The 19972-nt window shown below is 45.4% G+C and carries 18 protein-coding genes; 10 read left to right on the forward strand and 8 right to left on the reverse strand.

All coding sequences use genetic code 11. The features are described from left to right. The first annotated feature begins 170 nt into the window (after nt 1-170). The gene (gene pruA, locus A3860_RS19210; RefSeq protein ID WP_081148596.1) at nt 171-1802 is read left to right on the forward strand and encodes an L-glutamate gamma-semialdehyde dehydrogenase; all 1632 of its coding nucleotides are present in this window, start codon (nt 171-173) and stop codon (nt 1800-1802) included. A 156-nt stretch (nt 1803-1958) separates the two neighbouring features. On the opposite strand, the gene A3860_RS19215 is transcribed toward pruA, so the two are convergent. Next, entirely contained in the window at nt 1959-2519 is a 561-nt protein-coding gene (locus A3860_RS19215) for an outer membrane beta-barrel protein (protein WP_081148599.1), read from the reverse strand. A 544-nt stretch (nt 2520-3063) separates the two neighbouring features. On the opposite strand from A3860_RS19215, the gene A3860_RS41910 reads away from it, so the two are divergent. The 6 genes from A3860_RS41910 (at nt 3064) to A3860_RS19245 (ending at nt 6789) form a co-directional block, all read left to right on the forward strand. Continuing rightward, a complete protein-coding gene (locus A3860_RS41910) occupies nt 3064-3552 on the forward strand; it encodes a TM2 domain-containing protein (RefSeq protein ID WP_245843576.1) in 489 nt (162 codons plus the stop codon). Between the two features lie 60 nt (nt 3553-3612). Next, the gene (locus tag A3860_RS19225; RefSeq protein WP_081148601.1) at nt 3613-3951 is read left to right on the forward strand and encodes a DUF2752 domain-containing protein; all 339 of its coding nucleotides are present in this window, start codon (nt 3613-3615) and stop codon (nt 3949-3951) included. A gap of 209 nt (nt 3952-4160) precedes the next feature. Beyond that, nucleotides 4161-4682 carry a bifunctional pyr operon transcriptional regulator/uracil phosphoribosyltransferase PyrR gene (gene pyrR / locus A3860_RS19230; RefSeq protein ID WP_081148604.1) on the forward strand — a complete coding sequence of 174 codons (522 nt, stop codon included), beginning with the start codon at nt 4161-4163 and terminating at the stop codon, nt 4680-4682. A gap of 81 nt (nt 4683-4763) precedes the next feature. Further along, nucleotides 4764-5696: an aspartate carbamoyltransferase catalytic subunit gene (locus tag A3860_RS19235; protein WP_081148607.1), complete on the forward strand. Its 933-nt coding sequence runs from the start codon at nt 4764-4766 to the stop codon at nt 5694-5696. 112 nt (nt 5697-5808) lie between these two features. Beyond that, nucleotides 5809-6273, forward strand: coding sequence for a pantetheine-phosphate adenylyltransferase (gene coaD, locus A3860_RS19240; RefSeq protein ID WP_081148609.1), 465 nt, complete (start codon nt 5809-5811; stop codon nt 6271-6273). Between the two features lie 87 nt (nt 6274-6360). Beyond that, entirely contained in the window at nt 6361-6789 is a 429-nt protein-coding gene (locus A3860_RS19245; protein ID WP_081148612.1) for a hotdog fold thioesterase, read from the forward strand. Here A3860_RS19245 and A3860_RS19250 read toward each other — a convergent pair. Next, complete coding sequence (locus A3860_RS19250) at nt 6783-7406, reverse strand: NUDIX hydrolase (RefSeq protein WP_081148614.1); 624 nt, start codon at nt 7404-7406, stop codon at nt 6783-6785. The two genes, A3860_RS19245 and A3860_RS19250, sit on opposite strands and share 7 nt — an antisense overlap. Before the next feature lie 62 nt (nt 7407-7468). On the opposite strand from A3860_RS19250, the gene pyrE reads away from it, so the two are divergent. Then, nucleotides 7469-8104 (forward strand): orotate phosphoribosyltransferase, encoded by a 636-nt coding sequence (gene pyrE, locus A3860_RS19255; protein WP_081148617.1) that lies wholly within the window; start codon nt 7469-7471, stop codon nt 8102-8104. Between the two features lie 156 nt (nt 8105-8260). Here pyrE and A3860_RS19260 read toward each other — a convergent pair whose 3' ends face one another. Together A3860_RS19260 and A3860_RS19270 are read right to left on the reverse strand one after the other, a co-directional pair. Further along, nucleotides 8261-8617: a heavy-metal-associated domain-containing protein gene (locus A3860_RS19260; RefSeq protein ID WP_081148620.1), complete on the reverse strand. Its 357-nt coding sequence runs from the start codon at nt 8615-8617 to the stop codon at nt 8261-8263. 774 nt (nt 8618-9391) lie between these two features. After that, nucleotides 9392-9841, reverse strand: a complete 450-nt coding sequence (locus A3860_RS19270; RefSeq protein ID WP_081148625.1) for an LEA type 2 family protein — start codon at nt 9839-9841, stop codon at nt 9392-9394. Between the two features lie 294 nt (nt 9842-10135). Between A3860_RS19270 and A3860_RS19275 the strand changes: the two genes are divergently transcribed. Continuing rightward, nucleotides 10136-10759, forward strand: coding sequence for a WbqC family protein (locus tag A3860_RS19275; protein ID WP_081148628.1), 624 nt, complete (start codon nt 10136-10138; stop codon nt 10757-10759). Nucleotides 10760-12030: 1271 nt separating this feature from the next. On the opposite strand, the gene A3860_RS19285 is transcribed toward A3860_RS19275, so the two are convergent. The 3 genes from A3860_RS19285 to A3860_RS19295 form a co-directional block, all read right to left on the reverse strand. Then, a complete protein-coding gene (locus A3860_RS19285) occupies nt 12031-13893 on the reverse strand; it encodes a M56 family metallopeptidase (RefSeq protein ID WP_081148633.1) in 1863 nt (620 codons plus the stop codon). A gap of 8 nt (nt 13894-13901) precedes the next feature. Further along, a complete protein-coding gene (locus A3860_RS19290; RefSeq protein WP_081148636.1) occupies nt 13902-14285 on the reverse strand; it encodes a BlaI/MecI/CopY family transcriptional regulator in 384 nt (127 codons plus the stop codon). Nucleotides 14286-14576: 291 nt separating this feature from the next. Further along, the gene (locus tag A3860_RS19295) at nt 14577-15458 is read right to left on the reverse strand and encodes a sterol desaturase family protein (RefSeq protein WP_081148638.1); all 882 of its coding nucleotides are present in this window, start codon (nt 15456-15458) and stop codon (nt 14577-14579) included. 302 nt (nt 15459-15760) lie between these two features. Here A3860_RS19295 and A3860_RS19300 point away from each other — a divergent pair, with 302 nt between their 5' ends. Then, the gene (locus A3860_RS19300; RefSeq protein ID WP_143774183.1) at nt 15761-17431 is read left to right on the forward strand and encodes a hypothetical protein; all 1671 of its coding nucleotides are present in this window, start codon (nt 15761-15763) and stop codon (nt 17429-17431) included. A gap of 250 nt (nt 17432-17681) precedes the next feature. On the opposite strand, the gene A3860_RS19305 is transcribed toward A3860_RS19300, so the two are convergent. Continuing rightward, nucleotides 17682-19934: a sodium-translocating pyrophosphatase gene (locus A3860_RS19305; protein WP_081148644.1), complete on the reverse strand. Its 2253-nt coding sequence runs from the start codon at nt 19932-19934 to the stop codon at nt 17682-17684. Between the last annotated feature and the right edge of the window lie 38 nt (nt 19935-19972).

A 19972-nucleotide genomic window follows, 5' to 3' on the forward strand; every position in this document is an offset into this window, starting at 1 on the left:
ATTTAATTTATTGTGTTGTTCAAATATTAGTATGTGCACACCCTGTGGATAAAAGCAGGCCGGGTTTGGGAATCGATTGCATAATATTTTGTGGGTCAGTGTTTTGACCGTTAGTGGCCTTTTCGTTAATTATAAACCAGTACCTTCGCAGCCTCAAAAACACATGCATTATGGAATTCGGCTATTTTCATTATCCACTGCCGGCAAACGAACCTGTATTATCGTATGCACCCGGGTCGCCCGAAAAAAAGCGGCTTAAGGAAGTGCTCAAACAATTAAAACAGGAACAGGCTGATGTACCTATGTATATTGGCGGACTGGAAGTGCGCACCAACAAAAAAGAAACCATTCACCCGCCTCATGAAATAAAACATGTACTGGGGCATTATCATACCGGTGAAGAAAAGCACGTGAAGCAGGCCATTGAAGCGGCACTGGCTGCCCGTGAAAGCTGGGCCGCTATGAGCTGGGAAAGCCGGGCTCATATATTCCTGAAAGCCGCCGATCTTATAGCTACGAAGTACCGCCCCTACATGAACGGTACTACCATGCTGGGCCAAAGCAAGAACGCTTACCAGGCTGAAATCGACAGCGCCTGTGAGCTCATCGACTTCCTGCGTTTCAATGTTCATTTCCTCAGCGAAATATACCGTCAGCAACCTGTAAGCGCTGCCGGTGTGCATAACAGAATGGAGTATCGCCCGCTCGAAGGTTTTGTGCTGGCTGTTACCCCTTTCAACTTCACCGCTATTGGTGGTAACCTGCCCACTTCGGCTGCCATGTGTGGTAATGTAGTGGTATGGAAACCGGCCCACACGCAGGTATACTCTGCACAAATGTTCATGCGTATTTTAAAAGAAGCCGGGTTGCCCGATGGCGTTATAAATCTTATTTACGTTGATGGACCCGCGTTAGGTAAGGTGTGCTTCAGTCATCCCGATTTTGCCGGCGTGCATTTCACCGGTTCTACGGGCGTGTTCAATACCATGTGGGAAACCATTGGAAGTAACATGCACAACTACCGCAGCTATCCGCGTATAGTAGGGGAAACAGGTGGAAAGGATTTTGTACTCGCACATAAAAGTGCTGATGTTGATCTACTGGTAACAGCTTTGTTACGCGGCGCCTTTGAATTTCAGGGACAGAAATGTTCGGCCGCATCACGCGCTTACATTCCATCGAACCTGGCTGAAGACGTAAAGAAAAAACTGATCGCCGGTATCGAAAGCTTCACCATGGGTTCGGTAGAGAACTTCAGCAATTTCATCAATGCGGTGATCGATGAAAAAAGTTTCGATAAAATTGAAGCGTATATCGAAAAAGCAAAGAACGATCCCAAAGCGGTAATATGGGCTGGTGGTAAATGCGATAAAACGGAAGGTTATTTTATTCAGCCAACCGTTATTGAGGCCAAAGATCCCCTGTACGTTACCATGTGCGAAGAGATCTTCGGACCCGTGTTAACGGTGTATGTATACAATGCCGACAAGTTTGAAGATACGCTGGAGCTGGTGAACAAAACCTCCCCTTATGCCTTAACAGGATCGATCATAGCCCACGACAGGGCAGCGGTTGAACAGGCAACGGTTAAACTGCGCCATGCGGCCGGTAATTTTTATATCAATGACAAGCCAACCGGCGCCGTTGTTGGGCAACAACCTTTTGGCGGGGCCCGTGCCAGTGGCACCAACGACAAGGCAGGTTCAATACTCAACCTGTATCGCTGGCTCAGTGCAAGAACCATCAAGGAAACTTTTAATGCCCCGGTCGATTACCGCTATCCGTTCATGGGAGAAGAATAGTTATTAAGTGCTTCCTTCAAAGTTTTTCAGTTCATGCCCGTCGCTTTAAACTATCAAACTTTGAACTTGATTTTTAGTTACTGAATTTTCATTATAAAAAAAGAGGCTTCTTTATAACAGGAAGCCTCTTTTTTATTGAAATTGTTTTACGTACAGTTATTTCTTCTTCATTTTACCACAGGGCCCTAAATGAACCTGGAAACCAATGCTAAGACCGAAGTTGTTTGCGCGGTCGCCGGCAGCATTTTCGTGCAGTTTTCCACCGTATGAATTATAATATAAAGCGAACTCAAGACCGGTATTGGGCGAAAGGAATAAAACGGGGCCAGCCATTATCTGGTAGTAGTTGCCTTTTAACTTGGTTGAACCATATTTCTCCTGACCGAAGCCATACGAGGCATCAGCAAATACATTCAACTTTTCAGCACCGGGCAAAAAGTAATAGCGTAAAAAAGGCGCAATGCCATATGTAACATAAGCGTCATCGGCACCTTTTTGTTTTGATCTTGAAAAATTGAGGCGTAAACCACCGGCAAAATTATTTATGAAAAAGTACCCAATGTTGGGGCTTACATTAAAGGTGAACACCTTATCGCTTCCCTGTTTATAAGCATTAAAACCGGCGTTACCACCGGCGAGGATCTGGCCCTGATTGATTTGGGCGAAAATTGAACTGGCAGTAACAAGTAATAAAGCAGCAAGCAGTAGTTTTTTCATTGTTTTAGTTTTACAAGTTGTGATAGGTTTTTTAACGGTCGCGAAAATAGAGGCCTCGGATATCAAAAAAAATTAATGTTCAACTATTTATGATTGTGATCAGGATGTTAAAATTTTTATTGATTAAACTCAATATTTATAGCCCGGTTAGCGTTTAGGGTACGTAAAGGACAAAATCAGACAAAGCCTTGTTGCATCCTGTAGCCAATACATGACGGCTCAGGTCATGTTAAAGGATGAAGGCGTTTCCAGGGAATATATATTATAAAGGTTTTGCTTAATGACGGTGTTTTAATGAAAGAACACCGGTAGGGGATGGCATTGTTAAAATGGCGAATGTTAGTAGTGGTTATTGGTTAAATTAACATTTCATCCCAAAAATTATTCAATTCATAGCGGATAGTATTTTGTGTAATAACTTAGGTGTTATACATTTGTTAATATACCTTATGCTATTGGAATAACGCCGAAATCCAAAAATGACAGGCGGAGGATTGCTGAAAATCCTGAAGAGTAGGCACCAAAAACCCTTCAATCAATTATCATGATGAAATGTTTAAAAGCATTATCTGTTCTCTCTGTTCTCGCGATTTCATTTGTTCTTCTTACCTCTGCAGTACCTGCAGGTGACAATGCTGAAAAGCCTACAAAAATGCAACAGGCTACTTTAGCATTGGACAAAGCTTCTGCTGATGGTAAAGTTACCTATCAGGAAATTAAAAGTATAGCTGAAGACCTGAAGGGTAGCAAACTGTCTTTGAAAGAGAAAATTGCTCTGAAATTATTCGGCAAAAAGATTGCTGAAAAAGCCACTTCTGCTCCAATGGGTGGTAAATCACAAGTTATTGCCTTGATCCTGGTATTGCTTGTAGGTGGATTAGGTATTCACCGTTTTTACCTGGGCTACACCTGGCAAGGTATTGTTCAATTGCTGACTTTTGGTGGTTGCGGTATCTGGGCCATTATCGATTTGATCCGCATCATCACTGGCGATCTGAAACCAAAAGATGGCGAGTACGAAACTACCCTCTAATTAATTAATGAGAAAGGTTCCGGTGTTTTCACTGGAGCCTTTTTCTTTTCACCATTCCACATGAATTTCCGCTACTACTTTACGATAGCCAAGCTGGCGTTGATTGTTATCACTCCCATAGTGTTGTTATGTTTGCCAGGCGATTATTTTGATCACGGCGGCATATCCCTTTGTGTGTCGAAATTGTTGTTCCATCAGGAATGTCCAGCCTGTGGTATGACGAGGGCCTGCCAGCACCTCATTCATTTCCAGTTTGAGGAAGCTTTCTCCTATAATATGATGTCGTTTATTGTCCTGCCTTTATTAGGTGTTGTATGGATACAATGGGGATTGAAGGAGTACAAGATCTTTAAAGCGCTTAATAAGAAAAGAGCTTCCTTAGCGGCAGGAGTGGCTTAAAAGCAGGGGAAAGGAAATAGGAAGATCTCCTGTTTCCGGAACTCCCATGTAGCTTCAGCCTGTTTCCCAACTTTTCATTCTTTTTTCTTTATTTGTATTTCCTCTTACCTCATACTTCTTACTTCTTACTTCCAATCCCTTTCCCCTCATTAACTTTCTTCCTTCTACTAACTTACTTTTTCCTAATTTGGCCCTTCAAAATATTTTCGGTGAAGACGATTTTAAATGAACAGCAACTGGCCATTATAATCCGGCGGCTTAGTCACCAGGTACTGGAGAATAATATCAATCTCGATAATACGGTTTTTATAGGCATTCAGCCCAGAGGCATTTTTGTGTCAGATCAAATGATCCAGGTGATCAGGCAGCTCGCTTCGCCCGAAAAAGTGCAGTATGGCAGGCTGGATATCACTTTTTACCGCGACGATGTGCGCAATAACATTCATGTACCCAATCAAACCGATATTCCCTTCAGCGTAGAAAATAAGAACGTGGTGCTCATCGATGACGTATTGTACACGGGCCGTACCATCAGGGCCGCCCTGGATGCCCTGCTCGATTTTGGCCGGCCCGCCAAAGTAGAGCTGTGTGTGCTTATCGACCGCCGTTTTAGCCGGGAATTGCCTATTCAGCCCGATTATACCGGCCGGTCAATTGACTCCATCGTGTCGCAAAAAGTAAAGGTTTTCTGGAAAGAACGCGATGGGAAAGAAGAAGTTGTGCTTTTATAAGTTTCTGATTTGTAACGCGCCCGCGCGCAAGAAAAAGTAACAGACAACTAATTTATTTTTCCCTTAATTTCGCTGCTTGAAATGCAACTTTCAGTTAAACATCTGCTCGGTATACGGGATCTCACCCGTCAGGACATTCAGATTATTTTAGATACTGCCACTCAATTCAAGGAAGTTTTACAACGGCCTGTCAAGAAAGTTCCTTCTTTACGGGATGTAACCATCGTGAATTTATTTTTCGAGAATTCAACCCGTACCAGGATCTCTTTTGAACTGGCTGAAAAACGCCTGAGTGCAGATTCCATTAATTTTACGGCCAGCGCTTCTTCCGTGTCAAAGGGGGAGACCCTGCTGGATACCGTGAATAATATTTTGTCAATGAAAGTAGATATGGTGGTAATGCGGCACAGTGCCAGCGGCGCCCCCCACTTTCTGGCAAAACATATTCCGGCCGCTATCGTAAATGCAGGGGATGGCATCAATGAACACCCCACACAGGGTTTGCTCGATGCGTTCTCCATGCGCGAGAAACTGGGCCGGCTCGAAGGCCTTAAAGTGGCCATCATTGGCGATATTATGCATTCGCGGGTGGCCATGAGCAATATTTATCTGCTTAAGAAAATGGGGGCCGAAGTAACAGTGGCAGGGCCGCCAACACTTATTCCCAAATACATTCAGGAAGCTTTTGATATCAGGGTTGAATACAACCTGAAAAAGGCCCTGCAATGGTGCGATGTGGCCAATGTACTGCGCATTCAGCTCGAAAGGCAGAACCAGGTATTGTTCTCCTCACTGCGCGAGTACAGCCTGGCCTACGGCATCAATAAACAGCTGCTCGACAGCCTCGATAAAAAGATCGTGATCATGCACCCCGGACCCATTAACAGGGGCGTGGAACTCGACAGCGATGCAGCCGACAGCAACCAGAGCATCATTTTACAACAGGTAGAAAACGGGGTGGCAGTGCGTATGGCGGTATTGTACCTGCTATCGGGCGGACGGGAATTGAGTTAGTTTCAGGTTACAGGTTTCAAGGAATACCTGTAACATGCAACCTGAAACCTGTAACGGTTTCTTATGAACTGAAAAGTATCTCTCTTTCAATCACGTACTTTAATATTAACGCATGCAACGCATAGCTTTATTTCCCGGCACCTTTGACCCCATTACCATTGGTCATCTGGATATTATTCACCGCGCGCTTCCTTTATTCGACAAGCTGGTGATCGGTATCGGGCGTAATGCCAATAAATCGGCCATGTTCACTGAAGAACAGCGGATGAAATGGATCAAGGAGATCTTCCGGGATAATCCCAAAGTTGGCGTAGCCGTGTATGAAGGACTAACAGTAGAATGTTGCCGAAGGGTAGGCGCCAATTTCATTGTACGGGGCATTCGGTATGTAAACGATTTTGAATACGAAAAGGCTATTGCCGATATGAACCGGAGCCTCGATAAAGATATAGAGACCGTTTTTCTCACCTGTTTACCTCAATATACTTCTGTAGCCTCCACCCTGGTGAGGGATGTTATACGCAATGGCGGCGATGCCCGGCAGTTTTTGCCCGATGCGGTAGCAAAAGACATTTAGAAACAGTTAGTAAGTTCTTAAGTTTGTAAGTCTATTGAAGTTTCCTAATTGAACTAACGAACTCAATAACAAACAAACAAACTTAAAATGATCTGGCATAAAAAAGACCTTCAACTGCAGGAGATCCTTCTCCTGGGCAAGGGCACTATGGGCGAGTTTTTAGGCATTGAGTTCACCGGGGTTGGACCTGATTTTATAAAGGGTATTATGCCGGTTGATGCCCGTACAAAGCAGCCCTATGGCTTGCTGCATGGCGGGGCTTCCTGCGTACTGGCCGAAACCCTGGGCAGTGTGGCTTCGGCACTGGTGATCGATCAGGAGAAGTTCATTTGCGTGGGGCTTGAGATCAATGCCAATCATATTCGCGGGGTACGCGAGGGCAGGGTAACGGGTATAGCCACACCGTTGCACATAGGCGCCACCACCCATGTGTGGGATATAAAGATCCATGATGAACGCGAAAAATTAGTGTGTGTAAGCCGGTTGACCGTAGCCATTCTCAAAAAGCCTCAGTAACCTGCAGTTTTCAATACATCAATAATAGCCGGAAAGGTATTAGAAACATACTTTTGAAGGTCATTGGGCGCGGCCCATTCTATCTGGGTTATTTGCTCAATAGTTTGCGGTGTTAAGGCCTGTTTTTTAGGGGCCGATAACAGGTACCAGGCCGATTCTTTCAGAATATGATGGCCGCTTTCATCGTAGGTATGCCAGGTGGTTACCAGGTGTTTCTTTAGTTGTACTTTCTGTAATCCGGTTTCTTCCTGTATTTCGCGCACGGCGCAATCTTCCAGTGTTTCTCCCTCATCGAGTTTACCCTTTGGCAGGTCCCATTTTCCCCGGCGAAAGATGAACAATAGCTCGCCGGCCTCGTTAATAACCAGTCCGCCCGCCGCCTTTACCAGGATGAACTTTTTCCAGAATGCTTTCTTAAGCTCCTCTATATTGTTATGCAGGTAAATACCGGCGTGCACTTTTTCCTGCCGCATTTCGTGGATCATGGAATTGATGCCCCCATGCGAAAACTCGTCAATAAGCACTGCATCATCATGGTGGGCATAGGGTTCAATTTCGGCAGTAATGGAATCGGTCAGGAACAGTGGTTTGTCGTTAAAGTATATCTTTATGTGCATAACTTATTTTCAGTTTTCAGGTAGCAAAGACCAATTTCGCCGCAAATAACTTAATCAATAATATGTCTTCGAACGAAAAGGCTGTAGCCGAAAAGTTATTACAAAGTAATGCTATTAAATTAAATCCCGAGCAACCCTTTACCTGGGCTTCGGGTTGGAAAAGCCCCATTTATTGCGATAACCGCCGGGTATTATCGTTCCCTTTTATCCGTGATTTCATCAAATCTGAGATGTGCAATGTGGTGTTTCAGGAGTTTCCCGATGCCGATTTACTGGCCGGGGTAGCCACCGCCGGCATTCCCTGGGGAGCTATGGCCGCCGACCAGTTGAAACTTCCTTATATATATGTTCGTCCAAAACCCAAGGAGCATGGATTGGGTAACCAGATCGAAGGGTATTATACCGCCGGGCAAAAAGTGGTGGTGATCGAGGACCTGATCTCAACCGGAAAAAGCAGCTTGCAGGTGGTTGATGTGGTAAAAGCAGCCGGGTTGGAAGTGATGGGAATGGTGTCGATTTTCACGTATGGTTTCCCGGTGGCAACCGAAGCTTTTGCAAAAGCGGGGGTGCCCTATATCTCCCTTACCAACTATGGAACGCTCATTGAGCTGGCGGTGGAAAAGGGAATAGTGTCGGCCAACCAGCAGGAAATTTTAATGAACTGGCGTAAAGACCCGGCAGGCTGGACGGGAAAATAATACTCCCGGCCCCCTTATAGGTGGAGGGAAATACCAATTCCGAAGGCCGGTCCCCAATTTTTGAACAAATTCGATATTTAATAAATAGCCATATTTCAATAAAAAAATCCGCTCTTTTGAGCGGATTTTTTTATATCTAATTATTTTTAATAAATACTACATGCCGCCGCCGTCTTCGGTCTTTTTGCAGCATTTCGGCAGCTTCTTATACGCTTCAGCATCAGCCTTCACATCATCGGCATCATAACCTGAATTGGCAATGGCAGCCTTGATATTTTCTGCATTCGTACGCTCAGTATAGAACGTAACTTTTGTAACATGATGCTTGTAATCCACGTTTGCTTTCTGAATTCCATCTTCGCGTTTCAGGTAATCTTCGATGCGTTTTTTGCAACTTTCGCATTGAACGGTAGGGGTCTGAATGGTGACTGTCTGGATCCCCTTTTTTACCTGGGCTGAACCGAAGGTGGTAATTCCAATAATGGCAATAGCCAGTAAAAGTAATTTCTTCATACCACTTGTTTTTTCAAATGTAATTATTTCGGGTCATCATTTTCGTTAATTTTTTGCCAGCGGTAAACCATATATATTACCTGCCCGGTTGCCCGAAAAATGGGTTGTGCGAAAGGTGATTTTACGATCATTCATAATTCGCGACGAATGCCACACCGGTCAAAAAATGGCGCGATTTTATCATTTTGGGGCGTCCATTTTTTTCAGTCAAACTGGCATGGATGGGTGAAATGGTGAATGGTCAATGGTGAATGGGGAATCGGAAAACAGGTAGCGTAAATCAATCTGCCAGCTGCCGAATTGATCCTGAATCGATCCTGGCCATGCCCTAAATAATCGGTAATCGCCAATTCAAATTGACCATTGACCATTCACCATTGACCTGGCAACCGGTGCCTGGCAACTATCGGTTTTCAGTAAAACCGGTGGTTCAAATTCCGCAAAATTCAAAAAAATTGTTCCGCCGTTTTTTTGATCGCTGGTTGTACTTTTTCTTAAGGTCGTCAATTTTGGGGGTAGGATGGGAAGAAATTTCAGTCAACCCGGTCACCGGTTTTTTGAAATTTGCTGGTGTGGGAGTGACTTCATTTAAGGACACATTTTGGGCCGGTCCTCAAAAAAGGTTGCATTGAGTAAAAATTTTTTTAGAAAAATTTTGGGCTGGAACCGGGCTTCCGGAATCCGGAAAAACGAGAACCGGGATTTTATCAGTCGCCGGTTTTTCCAAAAAATGGAATTTTATTTTTTGGGCAGGAAGCCGGTTTTGCCGGCCGCCTAAAACTGGATTTTCTGCATGCCTTCGTACCGGATGGGCCAATTTATAAACAGACCGCCGCGGCCGATTTTTGCACTTCCATTCAATTTAATAAATACACTATCGCTACCCGACGCCAGGGTTTTCAGCAACCCGATCGCCGTATTATTCATGTTCACTTTCAGGACCACCGGCAACAAAAAGGTATCTTTTTTCGGGATCTGGATGGCCGTGTCGAGCATCGTTTTTCCGAAAAAATTATTGTTGACATATACATCCACCGCCGCCCCTTTCATGGTCACCGGGTACTTGTTCGGATTATAATATTCTACATCGGCTCCCACCGTCGACTCCTTCAACCCGAATTGCAGCACTTTGAAATTTCGAACCCCCAGGTAATCGAACCCGGTCGGCTTTGCACAGGCTACCGCCAAAAGGGGTAGGAGCAACCACCCTGTCTTTTTTCGCATGTCATTGATTTTATGGGCACAATGTAGCGGATAAATTTCTCCGGCCAAAAAACTGGTCGTACTTTAGGATTTTCTTTGCTAATGTTTTTAGATTTAGCCGCCTTTAAATTGAAAAAAATGCCGAAAAAAGACTACCAGAATTTTTAGTAATTGTTATTTAAAGTAAAATTTTAATTATCAAGTAAATTACCGGTTTTTATTGAATTTAAAATTTCAAGTTTTTGATAGTCAAAATGATAGATTTTCACGCAATTTTGGCCAATCTTAAACAAAATTCGGAAAAAGTTAAAGTTTATGAAGTTAATAGTTGAAAGTCAATACTTTCCGCCTGTTACCTTATTTAAAAAGTCAATAGAGTTTTTAAATATAGAATTTGATATATATGAACCCTGGCGAAAAATGAGTTTCAGGAACCGTTGTGTGGTGGTTGGGTCGCACGGGCCCATTAATTTGAGCATTCCGGTGCTGGAGGGCCGGGAACAGAAAAAGTTGATGAAGGAGGTGGTGATCGATAATCGCAAACCCTGGCAATCGCAACATTGGAAAACCATCACTTCCTGTTACAACCGGTCGCCCTGGTTCAGTTTTTATGAACCGGAGTTGGCGGGGTTGTACCGGCAGCCGGTTGAGCTGTTGCACGACTGGAACCGGATCTGTTTTGAGTGGGTGACCGGGAAATTGGGACTGACTTTACATGTTGATTATTTGGAATGTGTTCCTGATGGTTTGGCCGGTCAGATGGTGGTGGATTGGCGGAACAAACTGACCCCGAAAACGCTTCAGGAAGATGGTGCAAACCCGGTTATTTATCACCAGGTTTTTGAAGATCGCATAGGGTTTATTCCTCATTTGTCGGTGCTTGACCTTTTGTTCTGTGAGGGGAAAAACGCCCGGCGAATACTGTCGGCCAAAGGATAAAAACCAGGTTTTTGAAAATATTTTCCAAATTATGGAAATGGGAAAAATGCGGTTTTTTTGGCTTTTGAGGTTTTCAAATTGAATGATCAGCGGAACGGGCGGCCAACTTTTTTATATTTTGTTTTACTCTTTTATGATTTTGTTGCAGCAACTTTAGATGTTTCGATGTCTAGCAAAATATCAGTTAGTCATATACTTGGGTGTGCAGATTTTTTAAACGGGCAAATGCGGAGGCTGGTTGTACTGGGAGCCCGGTTTTTACAGGAACGGTTAATGGACTAACCCCTGATTTTGGACAGTGATCTGGCGATTAAATGTAGAGCACTTTCTCCCCGGAAATGATAAAAGAGGAGACCACAGATAAAAGTTTTTCAGGCCAAAGCAGGCCAACCTTTTTTGGTAATGTCTGCGTAACCAATACCAACTGCGAACAACAAATCCCGCCTAAGGCGGGATTTTGTTTTGTATTAAGTTGTCACATTTATCCCTTTTTGAGGTTACTAACCGCTTCTTTTTGATGCTTTTCCAACTGTCATATCGTCATTTATTTCAGGCGCCTGCCTCGTCGCCGGTCATTCTTTTACTGCCGGCAAATGGCAATTTTCTGGATAAGTATTTGGCTTTATTACTTGCTTAGTAATTTTCCGTTCGTAGCTTTAGCCCGTGATTTTGTTGTCTTTAATCCGGTCCGATTGGAAACAGGAAGGTGATATTCCAGCCAATCGCCTCCCAACCAACTTTATCCAATGCACATGATTCAGTCCCGTATATCCTGCCTTGTAAAGGCCGGTCAAAATCCTTAAAAGGGATTTAGGGGTCGCGAAAACCAAGTGATCTTGTTGATCGGCCTTGCAGGATGTCTTTTCCCGGGCGGCCTGTTTTCCGCAAAAACACACCCTAAAAATTTGCAATTTTTGCAAACTGCGGCTTTCTACTCTTGCCATGTTTTGTAAAATATACCCCGGGTTTAATGACTTTTCTTTCTGCCCCCGGGCCGAAAAATAACCTGCAATAGATTACCTTTTTCCAGTTTGGTGAGCTGGCCGGCAGGTGCTCTCTGGCGTTCCAATTCATTTTTTGTACGTGCGGTGCCTCTGTTAAGTTGAGTCTTTCTGCCATCCTCTGGGGGCTGAATCGAAATGATTTCCAGTTTATAAAAAATATGTATTTGTAGTTTTAATATATAACTTAGGATTAATATTTCAGTCTCCCATAGCCACAAAAAAATCCCCGGCAGCTACCGGGGGATGGAAATATATATATCTGATTTCTTAAATATGAACGATCTTCTTTCTCTTACCTGACTTTGTGGTGGTACCCTGATTTTGCTTGTCTTCCTCCATTTTCTTCAGCATTTCGCGTTGGGCTAAACGGTCAATCAGGATCTGTTGCTGGGCTCTTTTTATTCTTTCCTGCTGTGCCGTACGGTCGCGTTGGTAGTTACCTAACCGAACCACAAAGGCGTCCTGTTGCATTTTTTCGGCTTGTACCTTTGCTTCTTCCATGACCTGGTTGGTTTCGGCATTCAGCTTTTTCCAGTCAACCTGTTGCATTGCCTTTTCCATTTCCTGCTGTATCTGCTCAATATTAATTTTCATTCCCTGGGCTTTTAAAACCATTTCCACCTTCTTCCAGTTCATCTGTTGCAATGCCTGCATTGATTTTTCCATGGCTTCTTTGGCCTTTATATCGTCAGCAGTCATCACATAATATTTGGGCAGGGTAGTGTCTTCCAGGGGTTGAAAGTAAAAGCTGCTTCCGGGTACATAGGGGTAAACCTGCTGGGCAAGGGGCGGCAGGGTAGCCGGGGTATTCTCGGGTAAAGAATAATCCAGGGCCTCCACATTATTTACATAGCCCTCAGTTTCCTGCGGCAGCTCTTCCAGGCGTTTGTTAAGGGCAGCCAGTCTGGCTTCGGTGGTGAGCTCAATGAGCTGCGCCAGTTTTTTATAGGCATCTTTCCCCTGGGGACAGTTATTTTCAGGCGTTTCTTCCTCCGCAGGTTCTCCGGTCTTTGTAATCGAAGTCACACCATTTACGGTGGTTTTGGCTACTGCCGGGGTGAAAAAGGTTTGCGGGGTTTCAACCGATGCCAGCGGCTGAACGCTTACCGCATCCAGTTTTTTGATGATGACATTGCCTGGGTTAAACCAGCCAATAAAACCGATAAGCAGGGTAGAAAGGAGGTAGGCAACCAGTTTTTGACTGAAGGGATTGCTTACGGGTTCATTGCCGAGGATGCGCTTTACGCGGTTCAGCAAAAAGTATTTGTCTTTACCAGTGGCGGCCAGGGTGAGCGCACAGGTATCAATGCGGTTTTGTTCAAGGGTAAGCAGGGCCCGGGCATAGCTTTGCGGTTCGTAACAGAATTGCAGCACTATGTCGTCGCAGCAATTTTCGCGCTCCTTGCGAATAATATCGGTCAACAGGCGGGCAAACGGGTTAAAGAACAGGATCACATCCACACAGGCTATCAGCAGGTTTACCAGGTAATCGTTGCGGCGAATGTGGTTCAGTTCATGCAAAATGATGGCTTCGGCCTGTTTCAGCGACAGGTGGTTCACCGCTGCTATGGGTAATAAAATAACCGGTTTAAAAATACCAAAGGTTACCGGGGTATCAACCATCGACGACAGCCAGATCTGCACTTTCTTGTTGATACTCATTTGTTGTACTGCCTGTTGCAGAAATATGCGCCATTCGGGATCGGCTTTTTGCAAACCAGTGGTAAACAGTTGTTGCGTATGCCTGTATTGAAAATAAAATCGAATGAACAGGAAGGCCGCCGCCAGTAAATAGATCAGCGATAAGAAGGGCAGCGCCGGTTCAAACCAATGCGCAATAAGGCCTGGTATGGAACCGGTGGCAGGGGCGGAGGCGTTCTCAATATATACGGTTATTACCTGCGGGCCGCTGGCAGCTTTATACAGGTTGATCACCAGGGTGATCAAAAACCAGAGCGAGCCGCCGGCCAGTGATAAAAGGGCAATTGCATGTCGTTGACGGGATAGCAATTTCTTTCCATTCATGGTAAGCCCCATATACACTAGCCACAACAACGCCATTTGCCATAAGCTGTTCAGTAATGCCCATCCCAACGCTTTAAGAAAAGCCGATTGGTACAACAAGTTCATTGATTACATTATTGTTTTTTCAGGTTGTCGAGAATTTTCTGGATCTCTTCCAGCTCTTCGGCCGATGCCTTGTGATTACCCAGGGCTTGCATAACCAGCTCTCCGGGCGAACCGCCGAACAGGGTATCGATCATTTTGTTCAAAAGGTGCTTTTGGGTTTTTTCTTTGCTTACTGCGGCCTGGTAAATATGGGTTTTGATGGAATCGTCCCGTTTTACCAGTCCTTTTTCATGCATGATCTGCATCAGTTTAAGGGTGGTAGTGTAGCCTGCTTCTTTGGTTGCCAGCAACTCTTCATGCACCTCGCGTACACTGGCATTTCCCTTTTTCCATAAGATCTGCAGGATCTCCAGCTCACTTTCTGTGGGTTTTATAGTCTTAGTAGTAGCCATATTGGAACAACATTTATCACAAAATACGACAAATTTCGTAAGGTTTTGTTAAACAATTTAAATAACACGAAGAATTTCGTGGAATTAATATCGATGGGTGGTTGCAGGGGATGATGAAGCGGCGAGGGGCGCAAGTGCTACCTGAATGGGTGTCAGCTTACCTGGGTATAGCCTGCGTATTGGATGGAAATACACTGGGGCTGGTCATGCAGGAGTAGCCTTCCTGTAGCATCTCTGTAGGGGCCGGGTACAGTACTCAGGCTATAGACCTTCCATTACGCTACTGTACAGCTAGCTGGCGGAGGCCGGAGGCGGCTGTTCTTCTTTCATCTCCTTCACCGTCTTGCTACTTCCATCATGGCTCCAGCCGGGCGGGCGAAACAGGTAATTGATGCCGTGGCGCACCGAGCGGGAGCGCCAGGCCTGCCCAAACATGGCGCCCCATTCTTTAAAAGCTATGCGAACGGGATTATACGTTTCAATATTTTTCGTGAGGCCATAAACCGGTCGTTCCTCTTCGGGCTGAAAAGTGCCGAATAACCGGTCCCAGATGATGAGTACGCCGCCATGGTTCTTATCGAGGTATTTCAGGTTGCTGCCATGATGCACCCGGTGGTGCGATGGGGTGTTAAAAATATATTCAATGAGGCGGGGCAGCAGGTGAATGGCTTCGGTATGTATCCAGAACTGGTAAATAAGGCTGATCTGTTGCATCAGCATCACCACAATGGGATGAAACCCCACCAGGGGCATCCACATCCAGAAAATAAAGGCGCCGGTGAGGTTGCCCGTCCAGGTTTGGCGCAGGGCGGTGCTCAGGTTATAATGTTGCGAGCTATGGTGCACTACGTGCGAAGCCCAGAACCAGCGCATATTGTGCGATACATAATGAAACCAGTAATACGAGAGATCGTCGGCGAAGAAGGCCAGTAACCACATCCACCAGGCGAAGGGGAAGGTAAACAGCCGCACCTGGTACACCAGCGTAAAGGCGCCTAATACAACTAACTTAGCCAGGAAACCCGATATCACATTGCCGATGCCCATGGCCAGGCTGCTGAAGGTGTCTTTTACCGTATAGAGTTCCCTGTGTTCCTTCCAGGAAAACCAGGCCTCCAGCAACAGCAATACAACAAAACCGGGTATTGCAAAATATAGGATCTCGGGCGCCATAGGCAAGACGTTTAATGGAGCAATTGACTACAAAAGTAGATTTTTTTCTACATCAATATTCGCCAACCCCGTTGTAATGCAATACGTACAATGGTATAATTGATGTAATTGAATCGTTGGGGCTTATATTGCATTAACTGTCATCACTTTTACCCCAACCGGCGTGAATTATGAAGATATGGTTTCGTTATATTATTTGTTTCTGTTATTTAAGTGCCCTGTTTTGCAGGGCGCAAGGTCAGGATAGCACCAGGAAAAAAATGTCGGTTAGTTCCCTGGCCAGGGATCTATACCATAGTTTTATGGTTACAGAAACAAAAACCCAGGACTCTACTTTTTTTCAACGAAGTGAAGCAGGTTTTCAGCCTTTTACAGGAAAAGTGATCCGTAATATTATAATCCGTAATCTATCCTTTGGCGAAAATGTGGATGATACTTCTTCGGGCATCATAAATTCGCTTGCAAGGGTGGCCGACAGGCTGCAAACGAACACGAAGGATTGGGCCGTAAGAGAATTATTGTTTGTGAAAAAGGGGCAATTGGTAAATCCTTATCAGCTGGCGGATAATGAACGTTTTTTACGTGATCAGAACTTCATCAAGGATGCCCGCATCGTGGTTCGCCTGGTGACTACCGATTCGGTTGATCTGTATGTTCGGTTGCGCGATGTATTTAGCTGGGGCGCTGAAATACAAACCTCGGGTATCAACGATTTCAAAGGTTCTGTATATGACGCCAATTTCCTGGGTATGGGACAACGGATACAGTATACCATGCTGTATGATCATAACCGCCATCCACTCGTTGGGTCGCAGGTCTTATATCGCAAAACAAGTATCGGCAGGTCGTTTATCAATGTAACAGCATCCTATACCAACATTAACACCGGCGCTTTTCCCGGAAGTGAAAATGAAACGGCCTGGGACCTCAAGCTTGAACGCCCCTTGTATTCGCCCAATGCCCACGTGGCAGGTGGTTTGGAGTTAAGCACAAACCGCAGCATCAACGTATTCGACAAACCGTTGACCCAGTTCAGCGATTATAAATACCAGTTAAGTGATGTTTGGGTGGGTTATAACATTGGCGTGTACAAACAACAGGCGCAGGGAGAAGACAGCCGCCGCCGCCGTTTTGTATCGCTACGCTATTTTAATCAGCATTTTATGCAGCCGCCGAAGCTCGATACATTCGATCCGCGGTTTGCCAATAGGCGATACGTGCTGGCGCAGTTCAACTGGTATATGATCAACTTTTACCGCACCAACTATATTTATGGTTTTGGGCGAACAGAAGATATTCCGGTTGGTATGATGCGTAAGGTAACTATTGGCCCCTCAACGGTCGATAGCCTGCGGCGGTTATATATAGGGTGGGAGTTCGATCACTGGCTGGTTGACAAATATGCTAATTACTGGAATTATACGATGGCATTGGGCACCAATTTGTATAAAAAGCAATGGCAGGATAACACAGCCTTGTTAGATGTTTCATGGTTCAGCCGGTTGTTTGAATACCCAAGGTTTAAATTCAGGCAGTTTGCCAATGTGAGTTATGCCGGTATCTATAACAGGCTTGTGAATGAGCCCTTGTATGTAAACAATGAATTGGGACTGTCGGGGTTTAGTACCGACAGCGTAAGGGCCAATCACCGTATTTCTGTGGGCACAGAGACCAATTTGTATACGAAGTGGAGTATCCTGGGTTTCAAGATCGGATTTTTAGGTTTTGCAAAGGCAACGCTTATGTCGCCGCAACAAACCGGTATTTACCAGGGCGGGTTTTTCCCGGCCTTTGGCGCTGGCATTCGTACCCGAAATGAGAACCTCATCTTTGGTACTATTGAAGCCCGCTTTACCTGGTTTCCGCGAACGTTATACGATGTAAATAATATAACGCTTACTGTGGGTAGTAACCTGCGGGTGAAATTTTCAGGTACGTTTGTGCAGGCGCCGTCGTTTGCGCCGGTGAGGTAAGTGTTTTCGATTAGCGCTTTTGATTATGAAGAAGCTTATGTGAATTAGTAAGCCGACAAATTTTAAGTGTAAACATTTATGGTAGGGGAGACAATTAAAGTAATCAGGGTTAAGTGGGAAGGGCTATAAAAAAAAGGGTCCCCGATGTAGAAACATGGGGACGTTGGTATTTGGTATGATATAGTGCCTTAAGTTGTTACTCCAAAGATAATGTCGTTGTTTGAATATTTTAGGAATTTTTTTGTAATTCTTATTTGAGCTTTTTTTCTATAGTATAAGTATTTGTCACATCACGGTTATGGTCAGGTATTACAGTTTTCTGTTGTGTATGAACAGTTTGCGTATTACCGTTACCATGCAGCTGGGCCAGCGTTGGCGCTATAACCAGCGATACAATCGACATTAACTTGATCAGGATATTCATTGATGGGCCTGAAGTATCTTTAAACGGATCACCTACGGTATCACCGGTTACAGACGCTTTATGCGGCTCACTTTTTTTGTAATAGATCTGACCATTGATCTCAACACCTTTCTCAAATGATTTCTTGGCGTTATCCCAGGCGCCACCGGCGTTGTTCTGGAACATACCCATCAATACACCGCTAACGGTAGCACCGGCCAGGAAACCACCTAATGCTTCGGGGCCTAACAGGAAACCAATGATAAGCGGGGAAGCGATGGCAATAAAGCCAGGCAGCATCATTTTCTTGATTGAGGCATCGGTAGAAATGGCAACGCATTTATCATATTCGGGTTTGCCTTTTCCTTCCATAATACCGGGAATGGTTTTGAACTGTCGACGCACTTCTTCTACCATGGCCATGGCTGCCTGCCCCACCGCGCGTATAGCCAGTGAAGAGAAGATGAAGGGGATCATACCACCTACAAACAGGGCGGCCAGTACATCGGCTTTGTAAATATTGATACCCGGAATTTTTGCTACTCCAACAAATGCAGCAAACAGGGCCAGCGCTGTTAAGGCGGCAGAAGCGATCGCAAATCCTTTACCGGTAGCTGCGGTAGTGTTACCTACTGCATCCAGTACGTCGGTCTTTTCGCGCACTTCTTTGGGCAGTTCGCTCATTTCGGCAATACCACCGGCGTTATCGGCAATAGGACCGAAAGCGTCGATGGCCAGTTGCATAGCGGTGGTGGCCATCATGCCGGCAGCGGCGATACCTACACCATACAAACCGGCGCATTGGTAAGAACCCCAAATGCCACCAGCCAGTACCAGAATAGGCAACAGGGTTGATTCCATACCTACTGCCAAACCACCAATAACGTTGGTTGCATGGCCGGTACCTGATTGACGCACGATGCTTAACACCGGGCGTTTGCCCATGGCTGTATAATATTCAGTGATGATACTCATTAAAGTTCCCACTACCAGGCCCACGACAATAGCGCCGAGGATGCCTTCGCGGGTGAATGTTTTGGCGCCTTCTATGAGCGTACCATTTGCCATATCACGAACCAGGTGGAACTCGCCTTCGGGCAGTATCCAGAACACCAGGCCGATAGAGGCAATGGCAGTAAGGATGATAGAACCCCAGTTACCCATGTTCAGCGCTTTTTGCACGGTGCTGGTATTAACACCGGCCGTTTCGCTGATGCGTACAAAGAAGGTCCCAATGATAGAAAATATGATACCTGCCGCGGCGATCAGCATAGGCAATAATATCAATGAATAACCACTGAACCTGTCTGCTACAACAGCTTCCCGTCCCAGTACCATGGTGGCTAATACAGTGGCTACATAAGAACCAAACAGGTCGGCGCCCATACCGGCTACGTCGCCCACGTTATCACCCACATTGTCGGCAATGGTAGCAGGGTTGCGTGGATCGTCTTCCGGAATACCGGCTTCTACTTTACCAACCAGGTCGGCGCCTACGTCGGCAGCTTTGGTATAAATACCGCCACCTACACGGGCAAACAGGGCAATAGATTCAGCACCCAGTGAAAAGCCGGTAAGCACTTCAATGGTCCTGATCATTTCTGGCGAATCAACCCCTGCGTCAGGAGCGAACAGCATTTTCAGGATGATAAACAAACTGCCTAAGCCCAATACCGCCAAACCGGCCACACCCAAACCCATTACAGAGCCGCCGGTAAAAGATACCGCCAGTGCTTTGCTTAAGCTGGTACGGGCTGCATGCGCGGTGCGTACATTGGCTTTGGTGGCCACACGCATACCAATATAACCGGCAGTAGCGCTGAATACTGCACCAAAGACAAAAGCAATGGCAATTGCCCAGTGAGAGTCAGGATTAGCCATGGCCATTACGCCAAGCAAAATGGCTACTATCACAACGAAGTAACCCAGAATTTTCCATTCGGCCCGTAAAAAGGCCATTGCACCTTGTGCTATGTATGTGCTGATTTCTTTCATGCGGTCGGAACCCGCGTCTTGTTTGGAAACCCAATTGAATTTGATGAAAGTATACAGCAAGCCGACGATGCCCATGAGTGGCACCAGATAGAACAGTTTGTCCATAGTTTTGATCTTGTTCTCTTGATTTTACAGAGTGGGCA

This window comes from Niastella vici (assembly GCF_002077945.1).
Taxonomy (GTDB): domain Bacteria; phylum Bacteroidota; class Bacteroidia; order Chitinophagales; family Chitinophagaceae; genus Niastella; species Niastella vici.